Source organism: Rhizobium sp. NPDC092011, from assembly GCF_044756305.1.
Taxonomy (GTDB): domain Bacteria; phylum Pseudomonadota; class Alphaproteobacteria; order Rhizobiales; family Rhizobiaceae; genus Rhizobium.
Genome location: NZ_JBIVSO010000016.1, coordinates 31,718 through 46,474 on the forward strand (window position 1 = coordinate 31,718; position 14,757 = coordinate 46,474).

The 14,757-nt window shown below is 58.2% G+C and carries 14 protein-coding genes; 8 read left to right on the plus strand and 6 right to left on the minus strand.

Features of this window, described 5'->3' with window-relative positions:
• Positions 1-174 precede the first annotated feature (174 nt).
• Positions 175-585, plus strand: a complete 411-nt coding sequence (locus ACIQJ2_RS33000) for a hypothetical protein (RefSeq protein ID WP_400675827.1) — start codon at positions 175-177, stop codon at positions 583-585.
• Positions 586-793: 208 nt separating this feature from the next.
• On the opposite strand, the gene ACIQJ2_RS33005 is transcribed toward ACIQJ2_RS33000, so the two are convergent.
• Positions 794-1,552, minus strand: a complete 759-nt coding sequence (locus tag ACIQJ2_RS33005; RefSeq protein WP_400675825.1) for an SDR family oxidoreductase — start codon at positions 1,550-1,552, stop codon at positions 794-796.
• Between the two features lie 169 nt (positions 1,553-1,721).
• Between ACIQJ2_RS33005 and ACIQJ2_RS33010 the strand changes: the two genes are divergently transcribed.
• Positions 1,722-2,612, plus strand: coding sequence for an SMP-30/gluconolactonase/LRE family protein (locus ACIQJ2_RS33010; protein WP_400675823.1), 891 nt, complete (start codon positions 1,722-1,724; stop codon positions 2,610-2,612).
• A 100-nt stretch (positions 2,613-2,712) separates the two neighbouring features.
• Here ACIQJ2_RS33010 and ACIQJ2_RS33015 read toward each other — a convergent pair whose 3' ends face one another.
• Positions 2,713-2,928 (minus strand): hypothetical protein, encoded by a 216-nt coding sequence (locus tag ACIQJ2_RS33015; RefSeq protein WP_199146619.1) that lies wholly within the window; start codon positions 2,926-2,928, stop codon positions 2,713-2,715.
• Between the two features lie 331 nt (positions 2,929-3,259).
• Here ACIQJ2_RS33015 and ACIQJ2_RS33020 point away from each other — a divergent pair, with 331 nt between their 5' ends.
• Entirely contained in the window at positions 3,260-3,613 is a 354-nt protein-coding gene (locus tag ACIQJ2_RS33020) for a metalloregulator ArsR/SmtB family transcription factor (RefSeq protein ID WP_199146621.1), read from the plus strand.
• 52 nt (positions 3,614-3,665) lie between these two features.
• Here the strand turns inward: ACIQJ2_RS33020 and ACIQJ2_RS33025 are convergent, their stop codons facing one another.
• Positions 3,666-4,772 carry an aldo/keto reductase gene (locus tag ACIQJ2_RS33025; RefSeq protein WP_400675820.1) on the minus strand — a complete coding sequence of 369 codons (1,107 nt, stop codon included), beginning with the start codon at positions 4,770-4,772 and terminating at the stop codon, positions 3,666-3,668.
• 135 nt (positions 4,773-4,907) lie between these two features.
• On the opposite strand from ACIQJ2_RS33025, the gene ACIQJ2_RS33030 reads away from it, so the two are divergent.
• From ACIQJ2_RS33030 to ACIQJ2_RS33040, 3 genes are all read left to right on the plus strand, one after another.
• Positions 4,908-5,807: a LysR family transcriptional regulator gene (locus ACIQJ2_RS33030; RefSeq protein ID WP_400675818.1), complete on the plus strand. Its 900-nt coding sequence runs from the start codon at positions 4,908-4,910 to the stop codon at positions 5,805-5,807.
• Between the two features lie 152 nt (positions 5,808-5,959).
• Positions 5,960-6,208 (plus strand): DUF982 domain-containing protein, encoded by a 249-nt coding sequence (locus tag ACIQJ2_RS33035; protein WP_199146627.1) that lies wholly within the window; start codon positions 5,960-5,962, stop codon positions 6,206-6,208.
• Positions 6,209-6,343: 135 nt separating this feature from the next.
• Positions 6,344-6,592, plus strand: coding sequence for a DUF982 domain-containing protein (locus tag ACIQJ2_RS33040; RefSeq protein WP_400675816.1), 249 nt, complete (start codon positions 6,344-6,346; stop codon positions 6,590-6,592).
• A 320-nt stretch (positions 6,593-6,912) separates the two neighbouring features.
• On the opposite strand, the gene ACIQJ2_RS33045 is transcribed toward ACIQJ2_RS33040, so the two are convergent.
• On the minus strand, positions 6,913-8,154 hold the full coding sequence (locus ACIQJ2_RS33045) for a pilus assembly protein TadG-related protein (RefSeq protein WP_199146684.1): 1,242 nt from the start codon (positions 8,152-8,154) through the stop codon (positions 6,913-6,915).
• Between the two features lie 536 nt (positions 8,155-8,690).
• Between ACIQJ2_RS33045 and ACIQJ2_RS33050 the strand changes: the two genes are divergently transcribed.
• Positions 8,691-10,769: a putative bifunctional diguanylate cyclase/phosphodiesterase gene (locus ACIQJ2_RS33050; protein ID WP_400675814.1), complete on the plus strand. Its 2,079-nt coding sequence runs from the start codon at positions 8,691-8,693 to the stop codon at positions 10,767-10,769.
• Between the two features lie 81 nt (positions 10,770-10,850).
• Here ACIQJ2_RS33050 and ACIQJ2_RS33055 read toward each other — a convergent pair whose 3' ends face one another.
• Positions 10,851-13,322, minus strand: coding sequence for a glycoside hydrolase family 3 C-terminal domain-containing protein (locus tag ACIQJ2_RS33055; protein ID WP_400675813.1), 2,472 nt, complete (start codon positions 13,320-13,322; stop codon positions 10,851-10,853).
• A gap of 317 nt (positions 13,323-13,639) precedes the next feature.
• Between ACIQJ2_RS33055 and ACIQJ2_RS33060 the strand changes: the two genes are divergently transcribed.
• Positions 13,640-14,314, plus strand: coding sequence for a transglutaminase-like cysteine peptidase (locus ACIQJ2_RS33060; protein WP_400675811.1), 675 nt, complete (start codon positions 13,640-13,642; stop codon positions 14,312-14,314).
• Here the strand turns inward: ACIQJ2_RS33060 and ACIQJ2_RS33065 are convergent.
• Positions 14,302-14,622 carry a hypothetical protein gene (locus ACIQJ2_RS33065; protein WP_400675809.1) on the minus strand — a complete coding sequence of 107 codons (321 nt, stop codon included), beginning with the start codon at positions 14,620-14,622 and terminating at the stop codon, positions 14,302-14,304. The two genes, ACIQJ2_RS33060 and ACIQJ2_RS33065, sit on opposite strands and share 13 nt — an antisense overlap.
• Positions 14,623-14,757: the final 135 nt, after the last annotated feature.

Here is a 14,757-nt window from a genome sequence, read left to right on the forward strand (position 1 = left end):
CTGATATCCGGTGCTTGCCTTGAGCTCAGGCTGCCTCCGCTTCAGCAGCTCTTTGACGCGAAATCCTCCCTTTATGCGTGATGTCGAAGATAGACATATTCCCGGTACGATAGTATCAATCTCACCTCGCTGATTTGCCCACCCCCTAGGTTCAATCAAAAAGGCTGTCAATTGATGCATACAAGGATAGGTTTTGCTTTCGCGCTCGCGCTTCTTTCAGCCTCCCCGGCTCTGGCTGATGCTTGCGCCAGCCACTACGAAAGCGACGGCGTCCCCTTGGTCACCGGCATCACCTACAAGACATGGGTGGCCTTTCCATCGGTCAATCCGAACACCGCCTTTGACAAGATCCACCGCGCCATTCTGGCCGATGGGTTTCTGGAGGTGAAGGCAGAGAAGAACCTCGGGACATTGACTGCCCAGCAGGAAACGAGCGGCTCCGGCCGACCGCAGACCCTACGCGCCGTTATCCGCAAGAACGGCAAGGGCAGCCGCGTCGATGTCCTCTTCATTGTCCAACCGGGACAAGTGGCTCCGAACATGAGCAAGAACCTCTGCCGCATTGCAAACGCAGCAGGCGAATGAGCCGCGCAATTCGCGCTTTCGGACGCGAATGCCGGAGATCGCGAACCAAGATACCGCTCAATGAAACGTGGCGCCGGCCATTGTCCGCGCCTCATCTTCGATCGGTGGCGCGTCACCGATGACGCGTGCTTCCCGGATAGGGGCAATCTCCTCTCGCCAAGCGACGGGGCTACCTCATGCGTGGCAAGCACCAGCTCCGTTGCAATGGTCAGAGCGACGCGGTAATGCCGCCATCGACGTAGAGGACATGACCGTTGACGAAGGAGGAGGCATCGGACGCCAGGAAGATACAGGCACCGATCAATTCCTCTACCCGCCCCCACCGGCCGGCTGGTGTGCGCTTTTCGAGCCATGCCGAAAAATTGGCGTCTGCAACCAGCGCGGCGTTCAACGGCGTATCGAAATAGCCGGGTGCGATGGCATTGCATTGCAGCCCGAAGCGCGCCCAATCGGTCGCCATGCCTTTTGTCAGATTGCCGACGGCACCCTTGGTCGCCGTGTAGGGTGCAATCGACGGGCGCGCCAGTGCCGTCTGCACGCTCGCAATATTGATGATCTTGCCGGCGCCACGCTTGATCATTTGGCGCGCAACCGCCTGACCGACATTGAAGATGCTCGAAATGTTGGTCCGCAACAACTGCTCGAAGGCGTCGGCCGGAAACTCCTCGAGCGGCGCGCGGAATTGCATGCCGGCATTGTTGACGAGGATGTCTATCGCGCCCGTCTCTTCCTCGAAGGCATCGACAGCCTGCCGCGCAGCCTGATGATCGGTTGCGTCGAACGCCAGTATGCGCGCCCCGCCCTCAAAGCCTTCCGCTGTCCTGACGAGCTTCTGTTCGTCGCGACCGTTGAGGATGACCTCCGCGCCGGCAGCCGCCAATCCCTTGGCAAGCGCAAGCCCGATACCCTGGGATGAGCCCGTGACAAGAGCACGTCGCCCCTTCAGATCAAAGAGACCAACAGACATCGTTTCCTCCGTTTGCCCGATTGCGATACCAGAGAGGGATCAGGGTGGGCACTACCATTCACGGCGGAATATGGCACATGCGCCATGCTCTTGGCTTGCGGAGTCATTTGAATACGGTATCGATAACACAACGAACGGACCGTGTAACTTTGCGGGAGGTATTGTCGCTATGTCGTTCTTCGAGACCATGGATCCCTTGTTCGGCACATTCGTCCTCGGCAATGCGCCTATCAAGCAGCTCGCTACAGGCTTTGACTGGGTGGAGGGACCGGTCTGGTTCGGAGACCAGAATTGTCTGCTTTTCTCGGACATTCCCAACAATCGCATCATGCGATGGATCCCCGGTCTCGGTATCAGCGTCTTTCGCGAGCCGTCCAATTTCTCCAACGGTCACACGCGCGACCGACAGGGTCGGCTCGTCAGTTGCGAGCACGGCGCACGACGCGTGACGCGCACGGAATATGACGGATCGATCACGGTGATCGCAGATCGCTACCAGGGCAAGCGGTTGAATTCGCCCAATGACGTCGTGGTCACATCGGACGGCGCCATCTGGTTCAGCGATCCGCATTATGGCATTGCAACGGACTACGAAGGGCATCGCAGCGAGCAGGAACTGCCTTGCAATGTTTACCGCGTCGACCCGTCCGGCGCGATGCAGGCGGTGCTGACCGACTTCAATTGCCCGAACGGCCTCGCCTTCAGCCCCGATGAGCAAAGACTGTTTGTCGCCGATACCGGGCGCATGCACCACAGCGATCCCCAGCATATCCGCGTTTTCAATGTCGGCGAAAACTGGCGGCTATCCGGCGGCGAGGTGTTTCACGTAATTTCGCCCGGCTGCGCTGACGGCATGCGATTCGATAGCGATGGCAATCTCTGGTCATCGGCGGCCGATGGCGTTCATTGCATCGCGCCCGACGGACACCTGATGGGCAAGATCCTGGTACCGGAAACGGTATCCAATCTGTGCTTCGGCGGCCGCGGCAAGCACAAGCTCTTCATAACGGCGACCACCAGCGTCTATGCGATTTCACTAAACCGCAGCGGCGCGCTCTAGGATCGGACAGCGCCAGAAATGGCGCCAATGAAGCGGTCCGCTCGACCGGCCACCCAACGCCAGCTACGGCGCTGGACCCGGCAAGCAGAGGACGGCGCCATCAGCGCAAATCAGCCTGCGGGATGGTTTGCGAAGCTGCGTTGGCGATCGGTGCGAGGTCGGCAAGCAGGGCGAACTCTTTCGTGCGCTTTTGCCTGCGCGCTGCATCCTGCAGCAGATTTGCCATACCGGTTACAGAGATATGGTCGGCGCGCATGATCTGCCGGATAAGCGGATCTTTGAGAACTTCGGTGATCGTCAGGTCCCTATGGGTCATCTTTATCTCCTGTTCGATAAGACACAAGATAAACGGCTTTATTTGCAGCGCGATGTCAGAAGCCTGACAAAAACAAGGCAGTTCGTTCGATTTTGTTACAGAATAATTGCAAAACCTCTCGCTGACATATTCACAAATCACAATACGACCCTAGTTGTCGATTAACGAAGGCGTGTTCCGTCGTGATCAGCCTAAGTGGGAGGTTCAGCCGTTCCGGGAGGATGCAATATATTTGCAATAGTTCGGAACACAATTTTGCGACTTTTGTGTTTATTGTCATCTGACGCCTGAACTTCGAAGATTAAACTTTTATCAGCGATCGGCCCGCGTCATGTACTCAGACCAAACTACAGAAGATGAGCGCCTCATCTACCATGCAGATCTCCTCAGCCAACTGTCGAATCCAAAACGCCTTGAAGTTTGTATTTACCTTTCCGGCCACGAAGAAGACGTCAATAGTCTGGCCAAGAAACTTGGAATATCGCAATCAGCGCTCAGCCAACATCTGACACGGCTTTATCATTCAGGCATAGTCAAAGTGCGCCGTCAGGCACAGTTCAGGTATTATACCTGCGATCATCCGGGAGTATTGCGGATCCTGCAAACTCTGTCGGAGGTCTTCGACCCCAACGCCGAGCGGTCGGCATCGAAGGCTGCGGACGAGGATGCGCATGACGAGCCTTGAGGTGACGCAGACCAACCTTTGAACCGACGTCCGGCCGTTGCGGCCTGTCGCGTCAACTGACTCCGGCGAATTTCCCGGAGATGGTGAGATCCGGATGGTAGCCGGACGGTTTGTCGCCGACCGTCTGTCCGCCGGTCATCGAGCCCTGGATCTCCGGCCCAAAGAAGGAATAGGGGAAGGTTGATTCCAAGGCACTCACCTCGTCGAGCCTTTGGCGCAGGTGCGACGGGATCACAAAATCCAACGCGCCGAGATTGTCCTTCAATTGCTCGAGCTTGGTGGCTCCGACGATGACCGAGGCGATGCCTGGCTGCGTCATCGTCCAATTGACCGCCACCTGCGCCATGCTGCGTCCGAGCTCGACCGAAACCTTCTCCAGTTCTGCGACAACAGCCCAATTGCGCTCGGTGAATTTCTGGAAGCCGGGATTGGTGGTGCCGCGGACCGTCTCCAGCCGGCCATCCACCTGCCCAATCTCGCCTGTGCGATATTTTCCGCTCAGAAGGCCGCTCGCCAATGGGCTCCACGCCATAATGCCGGCACCATACCGTGTCCCGAACGAAACGAACTCGTTTTCGATATGGCGCTCAGCGAGCGAATATTCGAGCTGAAGCGCCGATATCGGTTCATAGCCGCGATATTCTGCAACCGCTTGAGCGCGGCTGGCGTACCAGGCAGGTACATCGGACAGACCGACATGCAGCACTTTTCCCGACCGGACCAGATCGTCAAATGTCCGCATTACCTCTTCGGGTGGAGTAAGGCGGTCCCAGCAATGCAACAGATAGAGATCGATATGATCCGTGTTGAGGCGCTTCAATGAACCCTCGACGGCACGCAATATGTTCTTGCGGCCGTTCCCGGCTGCGTTCGGTGATTGCGCGGTCAGGTTCATGGTGAACTTTGTCGTGATGACCGCATCATCCCGCACTCCCCGTTCAGCGATGAATTCGCCAAGCCATGCTTCCGAGGTGCCACCCGTATAGGCATCGGCCGTATCGAAGAAATTGCCGCCGGCATCGACATAGGCATTGAAAATGGCGCGTGCGGCTTCCTTGTCTGCGCCCCAGCCCCATTCCGTACCGAATGTCATCGTGCCGAGCGTGAGCCGGGTTACTTTCAGGCCGCTATTGCCGAGGGTGTAGAAATTCGTGCTCATGAGCGCGCTCCTCTTTGACGTCCGGCGTGATGGGATCGTGGTGGCGCCGGGCAATTCGATAGGCATAGGTTCGCCGACTTTCATCACGTTTATAAGATCATTTAATTCGCATGCATTATGCGATATTGCTCAGCAATGGATCGCGATCTGCTGACACATCTGCCCATCATCGTCGCCGTTGCTCGCCGCGGCGGCTTCGCCGCCGCCGCCAATGAGCTCGGAATGAGTGCCTCGGCCGTGAGCCATGCTGTGCGGCTGGTCGAAGAGCGGCTAGGCCAGCCGCTCTTTGCGCGCACGACCCGTAGCGTCGCGCTGACCGAAGCTGGCAGGAGCCTGATTGCGACCATCGCGCCGGCCCTGCAGGACATTCATGAGCGAATGGAACGCATTAGAGCCATAAAGGGGAGACCAAGCGGGCTGCTGCGGATCAACGCGGCTCGTGTTTGCCTGCCGCTCGCCGTAACGCGCGTCATTGCGGCCATGAGCGAGCGCTATCCGGAAGTCGAAGTGGAGATCTTTTCCGACGAAAGGCTCACCGATATCGTGTCAGAAGGTTTCGATGCCGGCATTCGCATCGGCGAGATGATCGCTCAGGACATGGTGGCGGTTCGCCTCACTCCACCCTTCCCTTCGGTCGTGGTCGCTTCACCGGATTACATCAGCCGGTTCGGCCGACCGATGACGCTCGGCGATCTCTCGCACCACAATTGCATCGGCTATCGGCTTATCCGTTCAGGAGGGCTCTATGAATGGGAATTCGTCGAGGACGGAAGGGACGTTGCCGTCGCCGTGCAAGGCCAGGCGATCGTTACCGAATCTCATTCGGCAATCGAACTCGCTCTGGCAAGCGTCGGGCTAGCTTATGTTTTTGAACCCCTCGTGCGCTCGGATATTGCCGCTGGAAGGCTGATCCAGGTGCTGGTCGATCATGCTGTGATGGAAGCCGGTCTTTTTCTTTATTTTCCGCGCCGCGCCGAATTGGCGCCGAAGCTCAGAGCCTTCATCGACACGGTCCGCCAAGTCTGCCGCGAATAAAAGCAAACGGTGCCCAACCTGGCAAATGTCGCAAGGATGAGGTCTATAACCGATCACATCCCTCCCAAAACCTGAGCTGGGGTTAATAAAGTTAAATGCGCTCTCGCCGATAAAGGCCCAAGAAAGGCTCTGCCGTGTTGGAGTCTTCTATCATGAACACCATGCCACGCTTCTCTCCTGTGCGCGTTGTTCGCCACAGCACGGGCGAAATCAAAACAGTCGGGAATGCCGACGACGCCTGGAAGACACTTCTGGACGACTGGCCGGCGGACGAAGGCAGCTGTTTCATGTCCGCGCTCCTGATCTGCATGGACGTTCAACGCGGTGAGCGGCCCCCGGAAGAGGCCCGTCTTGCCTTCATAGCCGCGGCGGTCGAGGCGGGCGTCCCCCTGTTGTCTTGAGGAAGCCGCTTCCGCCCGAATTCTCCCCGGAACATCGCACGGAACGGCGGGCCCGGCCGAAACCGGCTCGCCACTCGCGCTGAATCGGCCTATGAGACAGGCGATTAGCGCCCTCAAGTTTGAAAGCTTGCGACAATGGAAAGAAAATGGAGCAAGGCGGTTACGATCGCCCTTGAAAGTCCAGAAGAATGGATAGTCATCGACACCACCCAGGCAGCGTCCTGGGCCTTGATCGAAGACTGGCCCCTCGATGAAGCACCCGCCCTCGACCGAGCACTGCTCGTCTTCGCCGACGTGATCTCCGGGAAGCGTACGCCCGAAGATGCCCGGCGCGCGTTCATTGCGGCGGTCAAGGAGGCTGAAATACCGATGAAGGACGAGTGAGACTGCCCTCATCCGGATTTTGAATATCGCTCTTCGCCGATCGTTTGACCTGCCCCCAACCGTAAGGTTTGCCGCTTGGAACCGCATTTCGGGGCACGCGGCAGATGTGCGAACCGCGTCCGCTCAAGCCATGAGACGATCGAGTTGGTATCCGAGATCTCTTGGTGCTCACGGAATGACGCGGAGACGATCATAAGAGGCCCAAGCCCGCCCCCAAGGTCCCACCACGGGCTTGTGATTGACATGCCGCTCGGTTGTCTGGCCCTCGCCACACCAAATATAGCGCGTGCCGCATCCGATGAATGCTCGACACCGAGCCTTCAGCTTGTAAGTCGTGGCGTCCGGATGACCTTTAGAAACAGCGCATTCATCGCATCGTTGATGCCTTGCGTTGGGCTGACTTCAAAATAGAGGCCCGGCGATGCGCAGTTCTGCAGGTTCGTGCCGATCTGGGATTGGAATGGCGCAATCCATGAATTGTACCAGGGATTCTGCGGCAACGGCAGATAGGTCGTGTAGAGGATCGCGATCTTGACGTTCTGGTTTTTCAGAGGCTGGCAGAAGGATGTATCGAGCGGCTCCTGGCAGCGGCCGCCGGTGGTTGGTTTCGTGCAGGTTGTCGGCTTATAGCTATCACCAACACCATCAGTCACGAAGAACAGTACCTTTTGCCGGTCCGAACCGCTCGTACCGCCGCCGCCAGTCCCGATTATTGGTTTCAGCTGCGTCAGCATTGTATCGAAACTCGTATCCTGATCGTTATTGTCGCCTTGGCCTCGAACAGCCATCAAATCAACGGCGCTGGTGGCTTGCTTGACTTGCACCATATTCGACGAAAGTCCGGACACGGCCGTCAAACCCGCTTTGTCGGCTTCGGTTCCGAATGTGTAGACGGCCATACGATACTGGTCTGGCGACTGGCTATTTGTCGTGGCCGTGTCGGTCAGTGCCTGCGTCGCCTGACGCACGACATCGATGCGCAGATCAATGTTGAGAGTTTTTTTCGCAAGATTGTAATAGTTGTTTGGGTCGTTCAGGTCGTGGCAAGCAAATGCACATGTGTCGCTGGTATGTGACTGCATGATTGCGATACCGCCGGCCGTCGCAGCGACGCCCATCGACGGCGTGTTGTCGAGCAGCATGTAGAAGTCGATGAAACTCGCCGTCTGATATTGTGCCGATGCAACTCCGCTGATCGGGATCGTGGTCTGGCCCAGCAACTGCATCAGCGTCGTCGGCACGGTCGCGGAAAAACTGACTTGGGCGGACAGGATGTTCGAAGCTCTCGTCACCACAATGTTCACGTTGACCGGCACGTTTTGCAGGTCGCTCGACGCCTGACCATAAAAGAGTTTGTTGGCGTCATTCTGGCCAATGGTAACCGTGCCGTCACTGGTCATGGCCATAGCCGCAGCGACTGCCGGCGAAGACGTTGCAACGGCGCCCACGGCCGCCGCGTCGGCGGCATTGTAAAGTTCGTTCCTAACCACGAGCGCATTGGTGATATCGATGGCAAGGCCGGCCGCTCCGATCAGTGGGATCGCCAGCAGCGCCGTCATCATCCCGAAATTTCCTGACCTATCGGCCATGAATTTTCGTGAATGCTTATATATAGATAAGAAGGATCTCGCGCCGGCCTTCAATATTTTCACGAACAAACTCTCTATGGTAGAAGTTACAAGAACAAATACCGCATAAGTCGAAAGCAACAGTACTTTCAAATATACTTAATAATAGTATCGCCAATAAATATTGATATTCCGATAATGGAAGAGAATCTATTTTAGACATATTGAATTTAGGGAATATTTACCGAGAGTCAAAATTATACTTTGGTATAATTGAAAATATTTTCATCTAGAAAATCGGCGCGGCAAATGAGATCTAATCCGTTCTAACAATTGATATTTTGGCGGCGAGGGCCAGTACTGGCCACCTTGAAAATCGCCTGAATTAAGGCCTTTTCCGGCAATTCCTACGGACGCCATTTACCCGATTTTTAGTGTTTACCCGCGAAAGCGTCGCTTACCTATTTCAGTTGTGGCGGGTGCAATATCAAATGGCCGTCATTCCAGTGACCAGATTCGGGATTTTCTGAGTGCGCGTCCTTTCATGCATCGTCACAGCACATAATCTGTGGCTCGTTTTCCTTGCGGCGTTTGTTTGTGTCAGCGGCGGATGGATAACGCTCAACCTTCTACGACGGGCAGAAATGACGCACGGGCTTCAGCGCGGCGGATGGATCTTTCTGACCGGGGTAGCTGCGGGCGCCTCCATATGGTGCACCCATTTCATCGCCATGTTGGCCTATGAGGTTGGCGCGCCCGTGGCCTTCGACCCGATCCTGACCATGGCGTCGTTTCTGTTGGCCGTCGCCGGCTGCTCCGCCGGCTTTGCGATCACATTGTCGCGCATGCCGAAGGTGGCACCGGAACTGGGTGGCGTGGTCGTCGGTCTTGCCATTAGCATCATGCATTATACCGGCATGATGGCCTACCATGTCGATGGCATCGTCGATTGGGACAGGACTTATGTTTTTGCCTCCGTCGTGCTCTCAGTGACATTTGCCGTCCTGGCGCTTAATCAAGCCATTCGCCGCCCCTGGCGCTTCGCTCCCCTGGTCGCACTCGGCTTTTTCGTGCTTGCGGTGATCCTCCTGCATTTCACGGCAATGACCGCCGTCTCCGTCACGCCGCTGGCAACCGGTGCCGGCATCGTTGATTCCTATGCGCTGCAAGCCATGGCCGTCGCGGTCGCGGGCGGCGGATTGCTCGTGATCGGCACCGGCGTCGCGAGCTACATGATCGACGAACGCGCCTCGCGCGAGTCCATCCAGAAGCTCCAGCACATGGCGCTGAACGACATCCTCACAGGCATGCCGAACCGTGGCAGCTTCAGCGACTATCTGAGCAGCGCCCTGGAACATGCCAAGGAAGACGGTGCAAAGCTCGCCGTCGTCGGCATTGACCTTGATCGCTTCAAGGAGATCAACGATCTGCGCGGCCACAAGGCTGGCGATCAGGCGCTGAAGGCCATCGGGCGCCGCCTGCTGCGCCTCGTCAAGGACGGCGAGTTCGTCGCCCGCGTCGGTGGCGATGAATTTGCCGCCGCCAAGCGTTTCGAAAACCAGAGCGAGCTTCTCGATTTCGTGGCGCGGCTGGAAAAGACCCTGTTCGAGCCAATCCGCATCGATGATTTCGAAACGGTGACCGGCGCAAGCATCGGCGTTGCCGTCTATCCCGACGATGGCAACGACCAGGAACGTCTCATCAGCAATGCCGATCTGGCGATGTATCGCGCCAAGGCCGATGTCGGCCGTGCCGTGTGCTTCTACGAATCCAAAATGGATGAAGCGGCCCGCGCACGCCACACGCTGGCGCAGGATTTGCGCCGCGCCGTCGAGCTCGATCAGCTCGATCTGCACTATCAGGTACAAACCTCGGTTCAGACGGGCGAGATTTGCGGCTACGAAGTCCTGCTGCGCTGGAGCCACCCTGAGCGAGGTGCGGTTCCGCCCTCCGAGTTCATCCCGATCGCCGAGGAGAGCGGCACGATCCTCGTCATCGGCGAATGGGTCCTGCGCAACGCGTGCAAGCAGGCCGCCGCCTGGAACAAGCCGTACAAGATCGCCGTCAATCTCTCGCCGGTACAATTCGCCCATGCGGATCTTGCCAAGCTCATTCAATCGATCCTGGTGGAAACCGGCCTCTCGCCGTCGAGGCTCGAGCTGGAGATCACCGAGTCGACGATCATCGCCGACAAGACCCGCACGCTGCACGTGCTGCGGCAGATCCGGGCGCTTGGCGTCACCATTGCCATCGACGATTTCGGCACGGGCTATTCATCGCTCGACACGCTACGCTCCTTCCCCTTCGACAAGATCAAGCTCGACCGCTCCTTCATGAACGAGGTCGACAACAGCATACAGGCAAAGGCGATCGTCCGCGCCGTGCTGACGCTCGGCAAGAGCCTTGACATCCCGGTTCTGGCCGAGGGCGTGGAGACCAACCATCAGCTGGAAATCCTGCGCGTAGAAGGCTGCGACGAGGCTCAGGGCTTCTTCCTTGGACGACCGAAACCGGTCGGGCAGATCTTCCAGCTGGAACAGATGGCGGAGAAGGAGTTGGCATCTCCGTTCTCGGGTCGGGTGCCGCCGCAACGCATGCGCCGTCGCTGAGGCGGCAAGCTGAGCTGCATCGGCGAGGCTGTAGCACCGCGCCGATGTAGATAGAGTATGCTTGCGATTGCATTCAGAACGTCAAACCAGACGATCGGAAACCTCGCCAACCCAATCGTTTGCGAGCTCGATCATCACTGACGAACGGATATCGGCAGCATTGGCGGCGACCAGAAGTTCGTAGTGGCCCGCAGTGGCACGAAACGCTTTTGCTTCCACGTCGAAATAGCTCAGATCGCGGGGATGGACGACGAGCGAGGCCCTGCCCGTCTCGCCCTTCGCCAATTGAAGCTTGGCAAAGGCGCGCAGTTCCTTGTCCGGTCTCTCGACCGCCGAAGCGGGCGGCCGGACATAGAGCTGCACGAGCTCCGATCCCCTCCTGTCCCCGATATTGGTGACATCAACGGTGACGGTGATGCCGTCAGGACCCATTCGTGTCGCCGATGCCTCTGCACTGCCCCAGGAAAAATGCGTGTAACCGAGGCCGAAACCGAAGGGAAAAAGCGGTTCCACACCTTGCCTGTCGTGATGGCGGTAGCCGACGAAAACACCCTCGGCATAGCGAACATGCCCATCCTTGCCCGGATAGACGGTCACGTCGCCGGTCATCGCGGAATTGTCAGACAGCTGCCTTGGGAAAGTCTGCGGCAGCCGACCACCCGGCTCCGCCTCGCCGAACAGAACGTCGGCAACCGCATGACCCAGCTCCTGGCCCGGATACCACATCTGCAGGACGGCCCTCACCTTGCCAAGCCACGGCATTTCGATTGGACCACCCGTTTGGAGGACGACGACGGTATTGGCGTTGACAGCCGCCACCTTCTCGATCAGCTCCTCCTGTCGCCCGGGCAACCGCATGTCCGGCAAATCAAGCCCTTCCGTATCCCACTGCCCGTCGCGGCCGACGAACAACAGCGCCACATCCGCATTGCGCGCGGTCTCGACCGCCTCCGCCAGATCCGGCTCTCCCAGAGGCTTCTCGACGCCAAAGCGCACCGCCGTCAGATTGATGCCTTCCTCTGTTGCCGCCGAAGAGCAATATTCGACGACGACCTGGTATCGTCGGCCCGCCTCCAGATAGAGGCTTTGGCGCTGTTCGACATTGGCAGTGCCAAAATAATTGTCACCGCGGGTCCAGCCGTCAAAGCCGTTCACCACCAGGTCGCCATCGACATAAAGTTTGGCGAGACCGGCGTTGGTCATGCCGAACACATGCTCGCCGCCTTCCGTAGGCACGTAAGAGGCCGTCATGCGTGCGGAAAAATCTGCCGGGTCAAGTTCGGCTGACGGCAAGTCGAACCAGAAAAACTCGCCGACATGGGCTGGCTCGGCAATGATAGGCATGCCGGCCAGGCTCCGCCCCTTGAAATACTCGACCCTCATGTCTCCCGAAAAGACGTTGATCAGCCTGTTGTTACGGCAACCGACCGCGTAGCGGATGCTGTTGGCATTCGACAGCGCCTCGCGGATCCCTTCGAGCGGGCTGATCCGGTAATGTGCGGCAATCTGGGCGCTCCCACCACCCATGACGCGCGCCTCCGCGGCGTTTGGCCCAAGGACGGCCACGTGTCCAAGACCGGCCCTCTGCAGCGGCAGGATACCGTCATTCTTCAACAGTACAGCGCCTTCAGCCCCCAACTGGCGGATCAGCGCGCGGTCCTCGGGCAAATCGAGCGCATGTTCGGCAAGGTCACGGGCTGTCTCAAATGCTCCGACGCGCTCCAGCAGCTTCAAAATGCGACCCGCCGCCGCACGCACGGTCTCAGGCTTGACTTCACCGTTGCGCACGGCGGCAACCAGCTTCTCGCCACGGTCCCGCGCGGGTCCCGGCATTTCCAGATCGAGCCCCGCATTGACGGTCGCGGCAGTCGAATGCGAGCCGAACCAGTCGGACATGACGATCCCGTCGAAACCCCATTCGTCACGCAGGACCTTGGTCAACAGCCACGGGTCTTCACTCGTATAGGTGCCGTTCAGCCTGTTGTACGAAGACATGACGGCCATGACGCCGGCCCTTTTGACAGCCTTTTCGAATGGCAGCAGATAGATCTCGCGAAGCGCGCGCTCCTCGATGTCCGACGAAATGGTCTGCCGCTCGATCTCGGATTCATTGCCGACGAAATGCTTGATCGTCGCGGCAATACCTTGGCTCTGCACGCCCTGAATATAGGCAACGGCGAGCTCCGCCGTCAGCATGGGGTCTTCGGAATAGCACTCGAAATTGCGCCCATTCAGGCCGGAGCGATGGATATTGACCGTCGGCGCCAGCAAGACCGACGCGCCCTTGCTCTTGGCCTGACCGGCAATGGCAACCCCCATGCGCTCGACCAGAGCCGGATTCCAGGTCGCGCCAAGCGCAATGGCAACCGGGAAGCAAGCGGAGTTGACGCCGGCCACCAGCGAGCCCGCGCCCCGCGCGCCATTCGGTCCATCCGTCACCTTGATCTTCGGAATGCCGAGGCGCTCGATGGGGACGGTGGTCCAGAAATCGGCGCCAGACAGCAGCGAAACCTGCTCCTCAAGCGTCATCCGGTCGAGAATATCGTCGATCATAGGGCCTCCCGCTCTGTTTTCGGTTCTCTCCCCCGCATCCCATCTCGGGGAGATCCGCATTTGAAGTAACCAAATCATAAACGCGTTGAGGGTCCTCAAGCAATCGCCATATGTCGATGAAATATCATATGTTTTCGGCGCCGCTATCGCGATTGTCCGAGCGGACGCGCCTATTTTCGGCAAGGCGATACCACCAATCCGGCGCTGAAATCCAAGCGGATTCTCACCAAAGCTCGACTTCACTAAAATGCGAATGATCTTTTTCCGAATAAATTTGACCGCATCGGATTTCATGAGCTCAATTCATGGAGCCGAGTATGCGTTCATTCCTCATCGCTGCAAGCTTTATCCTCGTTGCCGGCCTGTCGTTTTCGACAGCCACCACCGCAAAGCCGGTGACCAACGCGGTTGACGCACCAGTCCACCAATTCGCCCGCGTGGTCACGGAAGCGAGCGCGCCGGTCGGCTGGGCGGGTTTTTGCTCCGCACAGCCGGCCGAATGCATGGAGACCGAAAAGAGCGACGAATTCATCACGCTCGGCAAGGAGCGCTGGGCGCAGCTGCAGCAGATCAACAATCTCGTCAATCATGAGATCCAGGGCGTTGGCGACAACGATCACTACGGCATCTACAAGCTCGGCATCATCAACTGGTGGACCTATCCCGACGATGGCGCCGGCAACTGCAACGACTATGTTCTGCTGAAGAAAAAACTGCTCGTGGAGGCCGGATGGTCCCGCTCAGCGCTGTTGCTGACTGTGGTGCTCGACAAGAACAATGAGGGCCATCTGGTGCTGATGGCGCGAACGAACGATGGCGATCTCGTTCTCGACAACCTCACCGACTCGGTCAAGACCTGGGAAGGGACCGGCTACACGTTCATCAAGCGCCAATCCGCCGACAATCCGAACAATTGGGTTCGGCTTGAATCCGGCCGCACTCCTGAACAGCTCGCCATGATCAGCAAGGCTCTGGCCAGTCACTCGCAGTGATTGGCTGACCAGTAGGTATCGACGAGGCCCTTGCCATCCTGATCAAGGATGGCAAAATTCCCCGGTATAACCACGAAGAAACGTTCACCGTCCGCCATACCGGGGGAGGTTTCGATACGGCCGCAAACGACAAAGCCCGGCATTCGCTCGCTCGGCTTGGCGGTCAGAATATGAACGGCTGAAGACGGAACGTCGATCCGTCGCGCAACGGCTGCCTTGGCGAGAGCCGGAACGTCGGCCATCGTCGGCAAGGCTTCGCCTGGCGCGGCTGCAAGCAAGATACTGCCTGTCACAACGAGATGTTTCAACGCAATCCCCTCGAAAACCATGCCCCTCGAAAATCAGGGCGGCAAATCCGAAACTCGCCTTGGCAGTATTGTCATCCGCGATTACAGCCAGAGGCTGCCTGACGCAAAGTTTATTGTGATTCGCCGGGCAGAAGA